The 16,930-nt window shown below is 74.9% G+C and carries 9 protein-coding genes; 1 reads left to right on the top strand and 8 read right to left on the bottom strand.

What is annotated here, in order from left to right:
• Positions 1-22: 22 nt before the first annotated feature.
• From ACZ4IF_RS02750 to ACZ4IF_RS02735, 4 genes are read right to left on the bottom strand one after another with little or no spacing between them, the layout of a single operon-like run.
• Positions 23-4,864 carry an SAV_2336 N-terminal domain-related protein gene (locus ACZ4IF_RS02750; RefSeq protein WP_467558922.1) on the bottom strand — a complete coding sequence of 1,614 codons (4,842 nt, stop codon included), beginning with the start codon at positions 4,862-4,864 and terminating at the stop codon, positions 23-25.
• Positions 4,854-5,867: an AAA family ATPase gene (locus tag ACZ4IF_RS02745; RefSeq protein ID WP_359487628.1), complete on the bottom strand. Its 1,014-nt coding sequence runs from the start codon at positions 5,865-5,867 to the stop codon at positions 4,854-4,856. Before ACZ4IF_RS02745 ends, ACZ4IF_RS02750 begins: the two co-directional genes overlap by 11 nt.
• A 43-nt stretch (positions 5,868-5,910) precedes the next feature.
• Positions 5,911-7,698: a VMAP-C domain-containing protein gene (locus ACZ4IF_RS02740; protein ID WP_467558919.1), complete on the bottom strand. Its 1,788-nt coding sequence runs from the start codon at positions 7,696-7,698 to the stop codon at positions 5,911-5,913.
• The gene (locus tag ACZ4IF_RS02735; protein WP_467558917.1) at positions 7,695-8,048 is read right to left on the bottom strand and encodes a CU044_2847 family protein; all 354 of its coding nucleotides are present in this window, start codon (positions 8,046-8,048) and stop codon (positions 7,695-7,697) included. The genes ACZ4IF_RS02740 and ACZ4IF_RS02735 overlap by 4 nt, the downstream gene beginning before the upstream one ends.
• A 267-nt stretch (positions 8,049-8,315) precedes the next feature.
• On the opposite strand from ACZ4IF_RS02735, the gene ACZ4IF_RS02730 reads away from it, so the two are divergent.
• Complete coding sequence (locus ACZ4IF_RS02730) at positions 8,316-11,936, top strand: S8 family serine peptidase (RefSeq protein WP_467558915.1); 3,621 nt, start codon at positions 8,316-8,318, stop codon at positions 11,934-11,936.
• Between the two features lie 82 nt (positions 11,937-12,018).
• Here ACZ4IF_RS02730 and ACZ4IF_RS02725 read toward each other — a convergent pair whose 3' ends face one another.
• The 4 genes from ACZ4IF_RS02725 to ACZ4IF_RS02710 form a co-directional block, all read right to left on the bottom strand.
• Entirely contained in the window at positions 12,019-13,359 is a 1,341-nt protein-coding gene (locus ACZ4IF_RS02725; protein ID WP_467558913.1) for a carboxyl transferase domain-containing protein, read from the bottom strand.
• Entirely contained in the window at positions 13,352-14,845 is a 1,494-nt protein-coding gene (locus ACZ4IF_RS02720; protein WP_467558911.1) for an acyl-CoA synthetase, read from the bottom strand. The genes ACZ4IF_RS02725 and ACZ4IF_RS02720 overlap by 8 nt, the downstream gene beginning before the upstream one ends.
• Before the next feature lie 162 nt (positions 14,846-15,007).
• The gene (locus tag ACZ4IF_RS02715) at positions 15,008-16,219 is read right to left on the bottom strand and encodes an MAB_1171c family putative transporter (protein ID WP_467558909.1); all 1,212 of its coding nucleotides are present in this window, start codon (positions 16,217-16,219) and stop codon (positions 15,008-15,010) included.
• A gap of 6 nt (positions 16,220-16,225) precedes the next feature.
• Positions 16,226-16,837 (bottom strand): toxin-antitoxin system, toxin component family protein, encoded by a 612-nt coding sequence (locus tag ACZ4IF_RS02710; protein WP_467558907.1) that lies wholly within the window; start codon positions 16,835-16,837, stop codon positions 16,226-16,228.
• Positions 16,838-16,930 lie beyond the last annotated feature (93 nt).

Raw genomic sequence — 16,930 nt, 5'->3', positions numbered from 1 at the left:
GGTCTTGGGGAAGGACACGCGTCTAGGAGGTACGCACCGCATCGAGAACCGGTTCCAGAGACGTGATGATGCGCTCGCAGCCCGCCCGGGTCAGCCGCCGCTCCACCCCCGTCTGCCGGGTCAGGCCGACGAAGGGGAGGCCGATGGCGTCCGCGGCGGCCAGTTCGGCGACGGTGGAGCCGATGAGCAGAGCCTCCTGGGCGGCGACCCCCAGTTCGTCCAGGGCGCGCCGGAGGCAGTCGGGGTCCGGCATCAGCAGAGCGAGGTCGTCGGACCGTCCGTGCACTCCGCCGGTCACCGAGTCCGCCAGACCCCGGGACGTCAGGTACGACAGGACGGCGCGCCGCGAGGCGTTCGTGACGACGGCGGGGCCCCGGCCGGTGTCCGCGAGCGCGCGGACCAGGGAGTCCGCGTACGGGACGGGTGACGCCGAGGCGGCGGCCGCCGCCTCCAGCCGGTCCAGCCGTCGCCGCAGTTCGGACCCGGACCGGTGGTCCGCGAACGCGCGCAGCAGGTCGTACGGATCGGGGTGTCCCTCAAGAGGCGGTGTGGGTGCGCCCCCGCCCGGCAGGGAAATGCCGCTCAGGGCGTCGTCGGGACTGCGCAGTTCCACGAGGAGCGTGGCGAGCTCGCGGTTCACGGCGTCGCGCTGCACGCCGCCCCACAGCCGGGCCAGGGTGCCGTGGAAGCCGAGGAGCACGCACACGGCGTCGCCCAGCAGGGAATCCGCGGGGTGACGCCCCGCCCTCCCGTGCGGCGCCGTGCGCTCCACCGGTTGCTCCGACGGTTCGGGAGGCGGGGTCTGCGACGCCGGCGCGCCCGGGCGCAGCCGTACCGAACACCCGACCGACAGCCCCGGCACCGGCCATCTTCGCAGCCCGTCGTGCACCGCGCGCTGGGCGGCGCCCGCGCGCGTCAGCGGATGGCGCCTCGTGATGCGCCCGGCCTCCCTGACCAGGTGGTCGAGGAGCAGTCCGGACACGTCGGTGGTCTCGCTGCGGACGAAGGCCACCGGGTCGTCCACGTGCCAGGACAGGTCGACCGACGCGGCGAAGGCGCCGCGCCCGGAGCTGGGCAGGTGCAGCTCGTGCGTGGTCCCGTGCGGGGTCAGATCGACCTCGTAGTACGTGATCAGGTACCGCGGCGGGCGCTTGCCGAGTGGCCGGGCGGGGTCGAGGAGTGTCAGCGAACCGTCGGGTTCCGTGTGCACGACGGCCGCGCGGCCTTGCTCGGGGACGCGGATCCGCTCGATCTCGCGTTGGGTGAACGGACCTCGCACCAGGTCCCGTTCGCCCGGTTCCGGCGCCCGCTCCGGCAGGTCCAGCGGGCAGTACCAGGCCACGGGAGGGCCCGCCCCCTCCCAGCGCAGGGGAAGGAAGGAGGCGTCGGTGTCGGCCGTGCCGCCGCCCATCAGCTCCTCGTGCAGCGGCGGGGACAGGACGATGACGACGTCGCGGCCGGAGCCGACGTCGGCGGTGAGGGTCGCGGCACGGTCCGCGGGCGTGAACTGCGCGGTGTGCCAGAAGGTGACCGACAGCCGCGGCGGATCCTCCATCTCCATCAGGGCGCCCGGCAGTTCCCGCATGACGGCGTGCAGCGCGGTCAGTACGGACGCCTCGGGCTCGGTGATCACGAGGTAGCCGTTGTCGCGGGCCAGCAGCTCGTAGTCGCGGGGGGCCATGTCGCTCAGCGAGAGCAGCCAGGCCAGGGTGCGGCCGACGGCGCTGTGACTCCGGGGCTGCCGGGCCTGCTCGCCGGGATCGAGGTACTCGACGACGATGGTGGGCCGGGCGCGTTCCGGGGCGCCGCGCAGCTCGCGGTACAGCTCCAGCATCGTCGTGCTCGGCTCGCCGTACTGTGCGTTGGCCTCCTCGAACGCCTCGTACGACTCGATGGCCTCGGCGATCCGGCCCTGGCCCTTGAGGGCGAGGATGTGCAGCCGCCGGAAGTCCTCCCGCCGGGGGTGGGAGCGGAGCAGTTCGGTGAGGTCGGCCGCCGCGCGCTCGAAGCGGCCGAGCTCCAGGTCGAGTTCGGCGCGGGTGGCGCAGAGCGTGAGGCGCAGGGCGCGCAGCCGGCCGCGGGTCGTCTCGGCGGCGGGTCCGGGCACGCCGTCGACGGGCTGGCCCTGCCACAGGGCGAGCGCCTCGCGGACGGCGGCGCGCGCTCCCGCCGGGTTCTGCTCGTCCCGGAGGGCCTTCGAGCGGGCGATCAGTTCCTCGCAGCGGTTCAGGTCGACGCCCCCGGGGTCCGCGAGGAGGGCGTAGCCGTCCGCGGTGGTGGCCAGCACGCCGGGGCCCAGGGTCCTGCGCAGACCGGCCGCGTACGTGGACAGCAGCCGTGCCGCGCGCTGCGGGCGCCGACGCCCCCACAGGCCCTGGATCAGTTCCTCGTGCGTCACCGTCCGCGCGCGGCGCAGGAGCAGCATGCACAGCAGGGCCTGTTCCCGGGGCGCGCCGGCGGCCAGCGGGCGGCTGCCCTGGCTGACCCGCACGGGGCCCAGCAGGCGGTACCGGAACCGGGCGGCCTCCCCGGCCTGGAGAACCTGGGCGAAGGAGGGGGTGAGGAAGAGGTCCCTGCCGCGTCGCTGGGCCTCCAGGTCCGCGGAGGTGAGCGGGGTGAGGGCGTCGTCGAAGAACGCCCTGAACTCGCCCGGGATGGCGCCGAGTTCGGGCGCCGAGTCGCCGCCGGCCAGCCGCCGCAGCAGATGGCCGAAGCGGCTCAGGTCCTGCGACTGGTCGGGAGGCCGCTCCGCGTCCAGCGCGAAGTGGGTGATCTTCACGGTGCCGTCCGGGGCGACGAGCAGCGCGTTCGGGGCGAGCCGGCCGTGGGCGACGCCCTTCTCGTGCGCGGCCCGCAGGCCGTCCGCCACCTGCTGAGCCAGGGGTGCGAGCAGCGAGAAGGGCAGCCCGAAGCCGCCCTCCGCCGTCAGCTCGGCGACGGTGAGCCCCTCGACGAACTCCGTGACGAGACACGGCAGTCCGTCGTCGATCCCGTAGTCGCGCACGGCGATCACATGGGCGTGGCCGACGGCGGCGAGGGCGCGGGCGCGCTCCAGGAACAGCTGGTGCCGTGCGGAAGGGGCGGGGTACTGGTGCACGGTCACGGTGCGGTCCGCCGCGGTGTCCGTCGCCTGCCACAGCGCGTGTCCGCCGCTCGTCCCGAGCCGCCGCACCAGCCGGTACCGGCCGAGCACCAGACCTCCCGAGCGCGGCGGCCTCGCACCGCCCAGCCTCCTGAGACTCTCCTCCCGCACCGTCGCGATCGGCTCGCCGCCGCCCCGCTCGTCCCCACGCCCCGGAGCGAGCACGGGGAACTCGCCGGCGGCCACCCCCGCCCGGACGTCGATCAACGCGCCCACCCGGGAGAGGAGTTCGGCCGTGCGGGTGTGCGCGGTGCGCGGCAGCGTGCCCAGCAGGAGCTCGCGGACGCCGGGGCGGAAGGCGTACGAACCGGGCGGGCCCGGTGTGCTGCTGAGTACTCCGCTGAGGATGACCTCCGCCAGGTGCTGCGGCTGCGGGCTGGGCTCGATCGCGGCCTGGACCAGCCGCATGACGGGCAGTTCGGCCCGGCCGACGGCGAGATGCCCGGCGAGGCGGAAGGCCTCGGGGGAGGCGATGGACCGGAAGCGGAGGACCAGTTCCTCCGGGGAGAGCTGCTCGACGTCGCCGCGGCCCTGCTCGTCCAGCGGGGCGGGCGGGGGAGCGGCGTCCAGCAGTGCCACCGAACCAGGGAGCTGACCCGAACCGGCCACGAGCGCCGACCAGTTCGCCAGCCAGGGCGCCGAGGGTTCCAGCACGGGCAGCGGCAGCGGCGCGGATCCGTGTGGGTCGGCGGGGGCGTAGGAGTCCACGGAGTAGGCCGAGTTGGGGGCGGCGGGCCATGGGGCGGAGATCCGGGTGGTCGTCGCCGGGAGGGCGGTGGTGCGCCACAGGCGTTCGGGCAGCGGCTGGAGCACGGCCACCGGCATCCGGGCCGCCCAGCGGCGCAGCGTGCGGTACCAGCGGGTGCCCGGCGGTCCGCCCCGCCACTGGGGACCCATGCAGTCGCTGACCAGCAGGGTGACCGTGCGCCCGTCGGCGTAGGCCTCCTGCGAGCCCGGCCGCCGTACCGTTCCGCCGGAGGTGAGGCGGTGCAGCTCCACCGTCCGGAAGACGCCCGACTGGGCCAGCGCGGTGTGCAGTTCGCGGACGAGCGGGCGCCAGACGGGCATGGTGGGCCCGGTGTCGTGCACCAGGTGCAGGGTCAGCCAGCGTTCCGTCGCCGGACGCAGCACGGGCATCCACCAGGGTGGTGCGGCGCCGAGCCGGGCGATGCGGTGCGCGGTCTCCTCCTCGTCGAGTTCCTGGCCGACGGGCGCGGGCACCCGGCGCTTGAGGGGGCGCAGGGTGCGCTGGAGCGCGAGCGGGTGGGGCAGCATCGGCGGCGCCGGGGCGAGGAGCGTGGTGTGCGGTCCGTCGTCGTCGCCGGGTCCGCCGCTGCCGGACGCGTCGCCGCTGCCGGGCAGCAGGAGGGGGACACGGTCCTCGGAGTGCCGTGACCCCGCGGGCGGTTCGGCCCCGGGGCCGACCGGGGGCGCGGGCGGTGGCGGGCCGGCCGGCGGGGGAGTTCCCGGCGTGGCCGGGGTGCCGGAGGGCTCACGTCCGGCGGACGGCGGCCGGGGCGCGCGCCCGGGCTCCGAGTCCCCTTCGGCATGCCCCGCGAGCCACAGCAGTTCGGCCAGTTCCACGGAGCCCGGCGGCTCCCCGCCGGTGACCTGCCCGAGCAGCCGGGCGAGCGCGGCGGGTCCCGGCGCGGGCCCCTCGCCGGCGGCCGTGCCGTCCCACGTGCCGGGCATGCCGGTCGCGTCGGCGGGATCAGAACTCATCGTCGTCCTGGGTGCGGCTCAGGTACGGCATCAGCTGCTCCGCCAGGTCGTCCCGTGACGTGGCGTCGATGCCCGCGGCCCCCGTCAGGTAGATGGCGTTCAGGAGCTGGTCCGTGGCGAGTTCACCGCCGGTGCCGCGGGAGAGGAATCGGGTGATCAGCTCCCGGGCATAGGCGTCGGGCTCGCCGAGGTGGGCCCGGACGATGGCTTCCAGGTGGGCGTCGCGCGGCTGGTGGAGTTCGAGTCGGACGCAGCGGCGCAGGAAGGCGGGCGGGAACTCGCGTTCGCCGTTGCTGGTCAGCACCACGAAGGGGAAGGCCCGGCAGCGGACGCGGCCCCGCAGGACCGCGACACGGTCGTCCGTTCCCGCGATCATCACCTCGGCGGCGGGTGTGTGCCGGGCCGCGCGGACCAGCTCGGGGATCTCGTACTCGCCCTCCTCCAGGATGTTCAGCAGGTCGTTCGGGAGGTCGAGGTCGCTCTTGTCGATCTCGTCGATGAGCAGCGCCCGGGGCCGCCGGTAGGGCAGGAGGGCGGTGCCGAGGGGGCCGAGGCGCAGATGGTCCTGGATCCCGTCGTCCGCGGCCGGTTCCTGCGCGGCGGCTCGGCCCGCGGCGTACAGGCGGGACAGCGGGTCGTACTGGTAGAGCCCGTCGCGCAGGGTGGTGCGGCTGGTGATGTTCCAGCGCAGCACGGGCCCGAGCCGCAGCTCGCGCGCCACCGCGTACGCGAGGCTCGACTTCCCGCTGCCCGGCGGGCCCGTCACCAGCAGCGGCCGGCGCAGGTACAGGGCCGCGTTGACGAGCTGGACGGCGCGGTCCGTGGCGCGGTAGGTGCGGGCGCGGTGCCTGCGGTCCGGGGAGGCCGCCGAGGTGTCGTCGTCCACGGCGGGCGTGTCCAGCTCGGGGCCGCCGTCGAAGTCGCGCCACGGCGGCGGCGCCGGCAGCTTCGCGATGCCGTCGTGGGGCTCGCTCCCACCCGTGTAGACGGGCCACAGGGACATGGTCTCTCCTCGTTAGCGGGCCGGCCGGACGGCGGACGGGTGCTCAGCCGACGGGTGAGTGCAGATAGCCGACGGGGTCGGGCAGGCATCTGGGGTCCTCCCACAGCAGCGCCAGGTCGTACGCCCAGTGCGGTTCGGACGCGTCGGAGGCGTATGCGGCCTCCCGCAACTCATGGATGTGGGAGGGAAGTTCGGACGGCGGAAGGTCCGCGAGGTGTTCCGCGAGCCGGTCCAGGAACGCGGCGCCCGTGCAGTCCTCGTGCGCCGCCCCGCGATGGTCCCCGCGGCACCCGGTGCGGGGCCAGAACATCACCGGCACCGCCGCGTTCAGGCTCGCCTGGAACAGCCGCCGGGGGCCGCCCGCGCGGGGCGGGGCCGCGAACCCCACCATGTCCGCGCCGCGTCGCAGCCCGATCGTCAGCCGCACCGGGTCCTGGCCGAGGGCCCCGCAGCCGATGCGGTGCAGCCGTGCCGCGGGCTGCGCGTCGAGGCGCTGCCACTTCTGCAGCAGTTTGTGCTGGAGCCCGCCGCTGCGCCGCCGCTCCAGGTCCATCACGACGAGCGGGGCGAAGGAGCCGAGCGGGCTGTCGTCGTCGGCGCTGCGCTGCCAGTGCGCCACGTCCGTGTTGAGCCAGCGGCGGGGCAGGACGAACGCGATCAGCTCCCGGGCCTCCGGCTCCAGTTCGTGGTAGGCCTCGTCGATGCGCTGGAGGGCGTAGCCGCGGACCCGGTCGGCGGGCAGCGCGCGCGAGCCGACGACCCTGCGGTGCCGGCCGGTGTACGCGGACACCTCGACCAGGAAGTGGTGGTCGCCCGAGCCGCTCGGCGCGATCTCGACGAGGATCGGCGACCAGGGCTGCCGGTCGGCCGCCGGGCGGTGTGCCGCCGGGGGGCCGGGCAGCGGGGGCCGGGGGTGACGGTCGTGCGGCCGGGACGGCCAGGCCCGCAGCGCGCCGCGGGCCGGCGCGTCCTCCACGAAGTCGGCGAGCCGCGCGGCGAACCGGGCGACGGCGCCGGTGTCGGGCACCTCGGAGAGCAGGTACCAGGCCGCGTCCCACAGCGAGCCGAACCGCCGGGCCGGCAGCGGCGGCCCGAACGGTCCCACCGCGTCGCTGTAGAGCCGCTCGGGGCTGCAGTCGGGGCGGCCCTCGAACTCCGGGCCGCGTCCCTGCACCAGTTCCCGCAGCCGTTCCTTCTCCGCCCGCCCGTACTCCGGCGTCGGGATCAGCTCGCCGAGCCGCGGCCAGTAGCGGGCCATGACGTGCGCGGGCAGCATCCGCCCGTTGCGGATCTGGGGGTCGCGTGCGGCGGCGGAGACCATGCCCACCACCCGGCCGGTGTCCGCGAGGGTGACCGCGGCACCGCTGAACCCCGGCACCAGGGGCTGGCCGTGGGCCGCCCACGCCTCCAGCTGGACCCATTCGCCCGCGATCAGCTGATCGGCCGTGGCCCGGTACTCGGCGAGCGTCCCCTCCTCGTACCGCTTGGGGAAGCCGTACGCCAGGAGCCTGCGTGGCGGGTCGCCGTACGCGTCGGCGGGGGGTGCGAACCGCGCGGGTTCGACGCCCACGGCGCGGTCGAGTTCGAGGACGGCGACGTCACCGGGGTCCGTGTCGCGGCCGTCCCAGCCGCCGTGCGCGACGACCTTGGCGGGCAGCCCGTCGCCGTCGTTGCCGTCCGGCACGCCCGGTCCGAAGCGGACGCGCACCTCCTCGGTGCCACTGCGCGCCACCACGTGCGCGCAGGTCAGCACGTGCCGCTCGGTGACGAGGAACCCGGCACCCGTCTCCCGCCCGCAGCTGATCCTGGCGTGCCACGCGGCGCTGCTCATGACCGTGCGGCGGTCTCCGCGGAGCCGGAGCCCCCGGACTGTCCCGGCGACCAGGAGAGCTTGACGACGAGATGGCCCTCGACGGCGCTCTTGGCGATCAACGCACCCGCTTCCGCGGTGAGTTTGACGCCGAACTCGATCTCCACGGCGTCGGGGTTCAGGCCGTCGCGGAACACCCGCAGCGCGGAGCGGGCGGCGGCCCGCACGCCCTCCAGCGAGCCCTCGAAGGTGCGGGCCGCCTGCACGGTCCCGTCGTCCCGCGCGACCAGCCGCGATCCGGTCTCGTCGTCGACGCTCTCGACGACGACCAGCGCACCCTCGTCGGTCTTGAACTCCACCAGTCCGTCCATGGCGCCGGCTCCCCCGTCCGTCGTGACCCTCGGCCGTCCCCATTGTTACGGACGGTGCTCGGAGCTGTCCCGGTTTCTGCGGCTCGTACCCGCCTGTCCTGGCGGGAAGCCGCCAGGGCGCCTTCCCGCCAGGTCGCGTCAACTCCCCTGCAACACAAGCCCCCTGACACTCTTCGCAGCGCCCGTCCCGCACGGGGGAGCGGAGCCGGGCACAGCGGAAGCGGAGTACGGACCCAGCCGGGGCACAGCCGAGCGGAGAGGGCAGAGATGACGACCAGAGGACCAGCAAGACGCGGGGCGGCGCTGTTGTCGGCCGGGCTCGTGCTCGCCCTGCTGCCCACGGGGCGGGCGGGCGCGCTAGGCACCGGCACCGCCACCCCCGAGCCGGCGAAGGCGGCGTCCGCCGCCCGCACCGTCACCCTCGTCACCGGCGACAAGGTGACCGTGACCGACCTGGGCGGCGGGAAGAAGACCGTGTCCGTCGAGCGGCCGCGGGGCGCGGCCGGCGCGGTGCGCACGCAGGTGGCGAACGGCGTCGTCACCGTCGTACCGGACGAGGCGCTGCCCTACCTGCGGGCGGGCACCCTGGACCGGCGCCTGTTCGACGTGAGCGAGCTGATACGTCAGGGGCTGACCGACCGGCAGACGCACGAGCTGCCGCTCATCGTGACCTACGACCGCAAGGCGCGCGCGGCCGTCCCGTCCGGCGCGGAGCGGAAACGGGAGCTGCCCAGCATCCGCGGCGCGGCCGTCGACGCGGACAAGGGCCGCACCTTCTGGCGGGCCGTGACCCGCCAGGCGGGCATCGGCAAGGTCTGGCTCGACGGGCGCGTGAAGGCCGACATGGCCGAGAGCAACGCCCAGATCGGCACTCCGAAGGCCTGGGAGGCGGGACTCACCGGCAAGGGGGTCACCGTCGCCGTCCTCGACACCGGTGTCGACGCCGACCATCCCGATCTGGCCGGGCGCGTCTCCCGGAGCGAGAGCTTCATCGAAGGACAGGAGGTCGCCGACCGCAACGGGCACGGCACCCATGTCACCTCGACCGTCGGCGGCAGCGGAGCCGCCTCCGACGGCAAGGAGCGGGGAGTCGCACCAGGCGCCACGCTCGCCGTCGGCAAGGTCCTCAGCGACCAGGGCTCGGGCAGCGAGTCGCAGATCATCGCGGGCATGGAGTGGGCGGCGCGCGACGTGCACGCGAAGGTGATCTCCATGAGCCTCGGCTCGACCGAGGCCAGCGACGGCACCGACCCCATGGCCGAGGCCGTCGACAGCCTCTCCGCGGAGACCGGGGCGCTGTTCGTGATCGCCGCGGGGAACACCGGCGCGCCCTCCTCCATCGGTTCGCCCGGCGCCGCCGACTCCGCGCTCACCGTCGGCGCGGTGGACTCCGCCGACGAGGCCGCCTACTTCACCAGCGCGGGACCGCGCTACCGCGACAATGCGCTCAAGCCCGACCTCTCCGCCCCCGGCGTCGACATCCTCGCGGCCCGCTCCGGCCTGGTCGAAGGCAGCGGCCCCTACACCTCGATGAGCGGTACGTCGATGGCGACACCGCACGTCGCGGGCGTGGCCGCACTGCTCGCGGAGAAGCACCCGGACTGGTCCGGCGCCCGGCTCAAGGACGCGCTGATGTCGACGTCGGAGCAACTGGACGCGTCCGCCTACGTGCTGGGCGCGGGCCGGGTCAGCGTGCCGGACGCCGTCGACGCGGAGGTCACCGCCACCGGCAGCGCCGACCTCGGCTTCCACAGCTGGCCCTACGAGGACGACAAGCCCGTCACGAAGACCCTCACCTACGCCAACTCCTCCGACCAGCCGGTCGAGTTGGCGCTCGCCGTGCAGGGCGGCCCCGACGGGGTGGCCTCCCTCGCCGACCGGGCGCTCACCGTGCCCGCGCACGGCACCGCGTCCACGACCGTGACCGGCGACGCCGGCAAGGCGCCCGTGGGCAACACCTCCGGGCAGATCGTCGCCTCGGTCGCCGGCACCCCCGTCGCCCACACCGTGTTCGGGCTGGTCAAGGAGGAGGAGCGGTACACGCTCACCGTCCACGTCAAGGACCGCGACGGGGCGCCGACGGCGGCCGACCTCGCGGTGCAGCAGCTGGCGCAGGGCGCCGACCCCTATCCCGTGACGGTCGGCGACTCCGGCACGCTGGAACTCCGCCTGAAGCCCGGCACCTACAGCCTGACGTCCTTCCTCGACGTGCGCGGCAGCCGCGGCGCGGACTCCCTCGGTCTCGGCTTCCTCGCCGCGCCCCAGGTACAGCTCGACCGCAACCGCGAAGTCACCCTGGACGGGAGGCAGTTGAAGGAGATCAGGGCGAAGGTCGACCGGCGCACCGAGACCCGGCAGCTGCTGATGGAGTACGACCGCAGCGGCGGTGGCTCCGACCTGTTCGGTGCGGTCCAGGTGCCCGTCAAGTACGACAGCGTGTTCGCCGCGCCGACCGGGAAGGTCACCGAAGGCGGCTTCGAGTACCGCACGGTGTGGCGGCTGGGGAAGCCGCTGCTGGAGGTCGACGGCGTCCGCGAGGCGGTCGTCCAGCCGGGCGGCACGCTGATCGAGGGACGCAGCAGGCTGCCGCTGGCCGACGTGGGGACCGGTCCGTTCACCGGTGTGCGGGGCAAGGCCGTGCTCGCCCGCCTCGCCGACGGTGTCGAGCCCGCCGCCCTCGCCCAGGCCGCCCAGGACGCGGGAGCCGCGGCCCTGTTCGTCACCGACGACACCGCGGGACGCCTCAACGCCTGGTTCGGCACGGACGACAACACGGACCGGCCGCTGCAGATCGCCACCGTCGACACCGCGGACGCGGCACGGCTGCGCGCGGCCGGACGGGTCGACATGACCGGGACGCGCAACACGCCGTACGTGTACGACCTCGCGCAGGGCCACCGGGGCGGAGTCCCGCGCGGAGACCTCACCTACGAGCCCGGCGCCGGTGAACTGGCCACGCTGAACACCCGGTTCCATGCCGCGAAGCCCGTGTCGGGCAGCGAGTACCGCTACTCGATCACCGATACCTTCCGCATCGGCATCGGCTTCCAGGAGCGCATCGACTACCCGGCCGAACGGACCGACTACGTCTCCACCGGGACCGGGCAGCTCTGGCACGAGTCGGTGAACGTCGGCGCGGGCGCGCTGGAGGAGCGCAGCGGACTCATCGCCTACCGGGGCGGCACCCGGACCCCGCTCGACTGGTTCAAGCCGGTCTGGCACCCGTACCTGGGCACCGGGCTCGGCTGGGGGCAGCAGCGCTCGGGCAACGTGATCCAGTTCAACACGCCCGGCTGGGGCGACTCCGGGCCCGACCACACCGGCTTCGGCGACGTGTGGAGCGACGACAGCGGGATGACCCAGTTCACCGAGGTGTACCAGGACGGCACACTGGTCGACCGCAGGACGAGTTCCGGCGCCTACGTCTGGGACGCGCCCGCCGACGAGCACACCTACAAGGTCGTCACGGACACCACCCTCGACCCCGACCGCTGGAGACTGTCCACCAAGGGCCACTCCGAGTGGACCGTACGCTCGGCGGCCACCCCCGACGACCGCTGGACCTTCCTGCCGCTGCTCAATCTCGGCTACGACATCGACACCGACCTCGCGGGAGACGTGCGCGGCGGCCGGGTGCCGGTCGGCCTGCACGCGGAGTACGTGAAGGGCGCGCCGGACACCGGGACCATCGGCGGCGCGAAGCTGGAGGTGTCCTACGACGACGGCCGGACCTGGAAGGCGGTCCCGCTGTCGGGCGGCACGGCGTCGTGGAAGGGGACGCTGAACGTGCCGCGCGGCACCGCGTACGTCTCGCTGCGGGCCTCTGCCGCCGACGACCGGGGCGGCTCGGTGAGCCAGGAGATCATCCGCGCGACCGGGGTGCGCTAGCCACCACCGGGTGCGCGGCCACCGCTCCCGCACGGACGGGGCCGGCTCCCCTCGGAGGGGGAGCCGGCGTCGCCGGGTCCGCTCAGACCGCCGCGCTCTCCACGATGCCGCGGACCACACCGAGTTCCAGCAGATCCTGCGGACGCACGCGGAGCTGGTCCGCGGTGCCGCGCACCTCGTCCGGGGACCGCTTCAGGATGGCGGCCGCGAGCTCCGGGGCGATGACGGAGAAGTAACTGTCCGGCGTGGCCCAGGTGTTGCCGGGCGCTGCCAGTGCGAGCGCACCGCCGGAGCCGCCCTCGCCGATCACCAGCGTGGTCACCGGCGTCCGTGCCGTCGCCACCGCGGCGAACAGGTCCGCGATCGCGGCACCCGCGCCCTGCCGCTCCGCGTCCGCGTCGTTCGCCGCACCCGGCGTGTCCACCAGCGTCAGCACGGGGATGCCGAGCCGGCCCGCGAGACGGACCAGCCGGGCGGCGGTGCGGTACCCGGCCGGCCGCGTCGCGGTCCCGCACTGGGCCGCGTACGCGACGGACCGTCCGTCGTGCGTCAGGCCGACACCGCACAGCATGCCCTCGTCGATGCCCCCGCAGCGGTCCCCGCGGAGCGCGACCCGGTGCGTGAAGTACGCGTCCAGATAGGCGTGGGCGCGTGGTCGCCGCGGGGAACGGGCCCGGAGCACCGCGTCCCATCCCGTGGCGGGCAGCCCGGCCGAGCCCAGCGCCCGGGGCGGCGGCGCGGCCCCGGCGGAGGACCGGGTGAGCAGGTCGAGCCAGAGCGCGAGCGTGCCGCGCAGCTCCGACGCCGGCACGACGTCGTCCACCGCGCCCGCCGCCAGCTGGGCCTGTGCCGTGTACGCCGCCGGGTCCGCGTCGGACGGCCGGACCCGGGAGCCCGCGAAACCCACCTGGGCGCCCGGCAGCGCCAGCGTCACATCGGCGCCCGCGCCCAGCGTGGCCCAGCCGCCGCCCGTCGTCGGGTCCCGCAGCACGGCGATCTGGGCGAGCCCCGCCTCCCGGGTGAGCGCCGACTGCCGTGCCACCCGCTGGAGTTGGGTGAGCGCGAGCATGCCCTCCTGCATCCGGCTGCCGCCCGTCGCGACCAGCGTGACGACGGGCAGCCGTTGCGCGCGGGCGTGCGTGTACGCCGCCTCCAGCCGGTCACCGGTGCGCACCCCCAGCGAGCCGCCGAGGAAGCCGAACTCGAAGGCGACCAGCACGGCCCGTGCGGCACCGACGAGCGCGGTGCCGCAGACGACGGACTCCTCCTCGCCGGTGCGCTCCCGGGCGCGGGCGCGCGCGTCGTCGTATCCCCGCCAGGACAGCGGACCGTCGGGCGGGTGCGTTCCCTTCGGGGCGGGGAAGGGCACGAAGTCGTCGGTGAGCAGGGCGACGGCCGCGCGGGCCGGGATCCGTTCAGCCACGCTTCAGCGCCCGCTTCAGGATCTTGCCCATGTCGTTGCGGGGCAGCGACTCCAGGACGTGCACGACGCGCGGCCGCTTGTGCGGGGCCAGCCTGCGGGCCACCTGGTCGGCCAACTCGGCCGCGGACGGCGGGGACTGCGGGTCCGTGGGAACGATCCAGGCCACCACGCGCTCGCCCAGGTCCTCGTCCGGTTCCCCGGTGACGGCTGCCTCACGCACCCCCGGGTGTTCGAGCAGCGCGTTCTCGATCTCCCCGGCGCCGATCTTGTAGCCGCCGCTCTTGATCAGGTCGGTGGCCTTGCGGCCGACGATGCGCACGGAGCCGTCGGTGTCGAGGACCGCCATGTCGCCGGTGCGGAACCAGCCGTCCTCGGTGTACGCGGCGGCGGTCGCGTCGGGCCGGTTGAGGTACTCGGTGAACAGGTTCGGCCCGCGCACCTGGATCTCGCCGACGCTCCCGCCGTCGTGCGCGCCGGTGGGGGTGCCGTCGGCGTCGTACCCCGCGAGCACGGAGCCGTCCTCCTCCACGAGCCGCAGGCCGACCCCCGGCAGCGGCACCCCGACGGTCCCGGGCCGCGGCTTCCCGTCCGCCCGGACGCTCGTGTTCATCAGGGTCTCCGTCATGCCGTACCGCTCGACGACCCGGCGCCCGGTGGCCGCCGTGATCCGCTCGTGGTCGTGCACCGGCAGCGCGGCCGACCCCGACACGAGCAGCCGTGCCCGGCCGAGGGCCTCGGCGGCCTTCGGATCCGTGTCGAGCGTCTCGGCCAGCCGGTGGTACATCGTCGGCACCCCGAACAGCATGGTCGCCCCGCGGTTCAGCTCCCGGACCACGCCCTCCGCGCTGAACCGCCCCAGATGCCGGACGGAGCCGCCGCGCCGCAGCGGCCCCAGGACGCCGAGGACCAGCCCGTGCACGTGGAACAGCGGCAGCCCGTGCACGAGCACGTCGTCGCCCGTCCACTGCCAGGCGTCGGCCAGCGCGTCCAGCGTCGAGGCGATCGCCCGGCGGGGGATGACGGCGCCCTTCGGCGGGCCGGTGGTGCCCGAGGTGTACACGACGAGCGCGGGGTCCGCCGGTCCCGCAGGTTCCGGCGGCAGCGGCGGCACCGCCCCGTGGCCGGCCGGCTCGGCGACGACGTCGATCCGTCGCAACGCCCGCACGGGACCGGGCAGTTCGTCCCCGGGGGCGGCGAGCACCGCGGACGGCGCGCTGTCGGTCAGGATGTGCTCCAGTTCACCTTCCCCGGACTTCGCGTTGAGGGGCACCGCGGGCACTCCGGCGAGCAGCGCGGCCACCACGCCGACGGCCGTCTCCAGGGTCGGCGTCGCCCACACGGCGACCCTCCCGGCACCGTCCAGCCGCGCGGCCAGGGCCCCGGCCGAGGCGGCGAGCTGCGCGTACGTCAGGGACCGCTCACCGAAGCGCAGCGCGGACCGCTCCGCGACCGAGCCGCCCACCAGGGCCGGGAAGAGGGAGGACACGTGTGCTCCTTTGCCAGTAGGGACGTTCCGCCTGAGACCGTCACCACCGTTCCTACACGATGACGCCGCGCCCACGGGTGGCCGTCCGGCCGCAGCGGGGACGTGGGGCGCGCGTCGAGGCCCGTGCCGGGACGCCTTCCGGCCGGGCGGTCCCGGCGGGCCTCAGCCGAGGTGCGCGGGTGCCGCCGCGGCCACGCGCGCGCGGACCGCCCTGATGTCGTCGGTGCGGCGCAGCGCCCGGGACACGGCCTCGATCTCCTCCAGCAGCTCCTCGATGTCCGGGCTGTCCAGCGGCGCGGGGGCCTCCGCGCGGGAGCGGCGCCTGGCGTCGACGGCGGCCTGGATGGTCACGGCGTGGGCGAGCGGGCGGGCCCGGCGGGCGTCCCGGCCCAGGTCCACGGCCGCACCGTAGGCGCGCCGGTCCAGGTCCTGGTCGATGTACCGGGCGAGGTGGAGCAGCGCGTCCCGGATGAACGTCTCGCGGCGGGTGAGGCGCAGTTCGGGGGTGGCCCGCAGCTTGAAGGGGACACGGCCTCCGGTGGCGTTCCGGGTGAGCCGGTACAGCGGCCGCAGCCGCCAGTGGCTGAGCCGGGTGCGGCCACGGCGGTGCAGGTACTGGCCGGTGTGCGGGAGGATGAAGCCCGCCGCGATGAGGATGGCGGAGACGCAGGCGACCGGCGGTGCCAGCGAGGTGCTCAGCCAGTCCAGGTCGTGGCCGGTCCACCGGGCGCCGACCGCCGCGGCCTTGGCGGCGTCGTAGACCAGGTTCGTCGCGTAGCCGACGCCGAGGAGTTTCAGGCCGCCGCGCAGCCAGGCGTCGAGCCCGTCGGCGCGGATCCAGTTCCGGATGAGCCGGCAGCTGATCAGACAGGCCACGGTGTGCGCGAGCAGATAGAGCACGATCAGTTCGCGCATGAACGGGGTGGTGGCGTAGTACGTGTCGAGGTCGCGCACCCGCTCGACGGGCGCGTCGGCGAACGCGAACAGCACCCACAGCGCGACGGCCACGCAGGAGTAGACGCTCACCACCCACCGGGTGGCGCGGCGGGTCGTCGCGGAGCGGTCGGAGATGCCGTTGCGCCAGGCGGTGATGAGCAGCAGACAGGACCCGCAGAAGGCGGTGATGAGGCTGTAGACCAGGGGCGCCGAGAAGTTCGGGACGCCGGTGGCGCGGTTGACCCGGGTGATGGTCGGCGGCGCCGCGAAGACGAAGACGGCGCAGGCGAGGACGAGGAGACCGCCGACGGCCCGCAGCAGCGGGTCCTTCCACAGCTTGATGATGCTGGGCAGTTTGATCGCGAGCGCGGCGGTGAGCACCGCCGCCGGTATCCAGAAGGAGATGTACAGGCCGTCGGCGAGGCGGGCGGGGCTCATCGCGGGTCAGCCCCGAGGGCCGCGGTAGCCCAGGGAGGCCTGGATCGCGCGGCCCACCGGGTCCACGGGCCCGCCGGCGCCCCTGCTCCGGGGGCCTGTCAGCCAGGAGCGGAAGACGCTCGCGAGATGCAGGCCGAAGTCCTCGGCCTGGGCCTCGTCCGTCGCGTGGGAGCCGTTGCGGGCGGCGACGGTCAGCGCGACCTCCTGCCAGTCGGGCCGCTCCGACAGGGCGTGCGCGGCGGCCGCGGCGCCGGCGACGTGGTGGTCGCGGTGACCCTCCTTCATGTGCCACAGCTCGTGGCCGAGGATGACGAGCTGCTGCACGGCCTCGGCGCGCTCCTCGACGATGACGAGGTCGAAGTCGTGGAACTCCATCCACAGACCGGTGACCTCGATCTCGTCGGGGAAGCGCTCGAAGCGGAGCTGCACGGGGCGGCCGTCGCGGCGTCTGCTCATCTCCGCGCACAGGGCGTCCGCCAGCTCCCGTACGTCGACGGGGGCGTCGATCCGCCCGCGCAGGACGCGGCTGAGCTCCACGGCGAGGGCGTGCATCTCGGAGTCGGCCACCGGCGAGCGCAGCGCCGCCGCGAGCCTCCGGATGCCCTCGGCCAGTCTCATCGGCCCGGCTCCGCACCGCTCACGCGCGGACGTGCGAGCGTCTCGCGCAGGGTCGGCGGGGACTGGCTCACCAAGGGGCTCCCGGCTGTTGAT

It is taken from the genome of Streptomyces sp. NPDC025784, assembly GCF_055558435.1.
This window is presented reverse-complemented; position numbering and strand designations above follow the sequence as displayed.

What these genes read in the sequence shown, in the direction of transcription:
- ACZ4IF_RS02715 (WP_467558909.1), bottom strand. Translation starts at nt 16,219, where the DNA reads ATGAGCCCCGCCCGCCTCGCCGACGGCCTGTACATCTCCTTCTGGATA.
- ACZ4IF_RS02740 (WP_467558919.1), bottom strand. Translation starts at nt 7,698, where the DNA reads ATGAGCAGCGCCGCGTGGCACGCCAGGATCAGCTGCGGGCGGGAGACG.
- ACZ4IF_RS02745 (WP_359487628.1), bottom strand. Translation starts at nt 5,867, where the DNA reads ATGTCCCTGTGGCCCGTCTACACGGGTGGGAGCGAGCCCCACGACGGC.
- ACZ4IF_RS02710 (WP_467558907.1), bottom strand. Translation starts at nt 16,837, where the DNA reads ATGAGACTGGCCGAGGGCATCCGGAGGCTCGCGGCGGCGCTGCGCTCG.
- ACZ4IF_RS02730 (WP_467558915.1), top strand. Translation starts at nt 8,316, where the DNA reads ATGACGACCAGAGGACCAGCAAGACGCGGGGCGGCGCTGTTGTCGGCC.
- ACZ4IF_RS02735 (WP_467558917.1), bottom strand. Translation starts at nt 8,048, where the DNA reads ATGGACGGACTGGTGGAGTTCAAGACCGACGAGGGTGCGCTGGTCGTC.
- ACZ4IF_RS02750 (WP_467558922.1), bottom strand. Translation starts at nt 4,864, where the DNA reads ATGAGTTCTGATCCCGCCGACGCGACCGGCATGCCCGGCACGTGGGAC.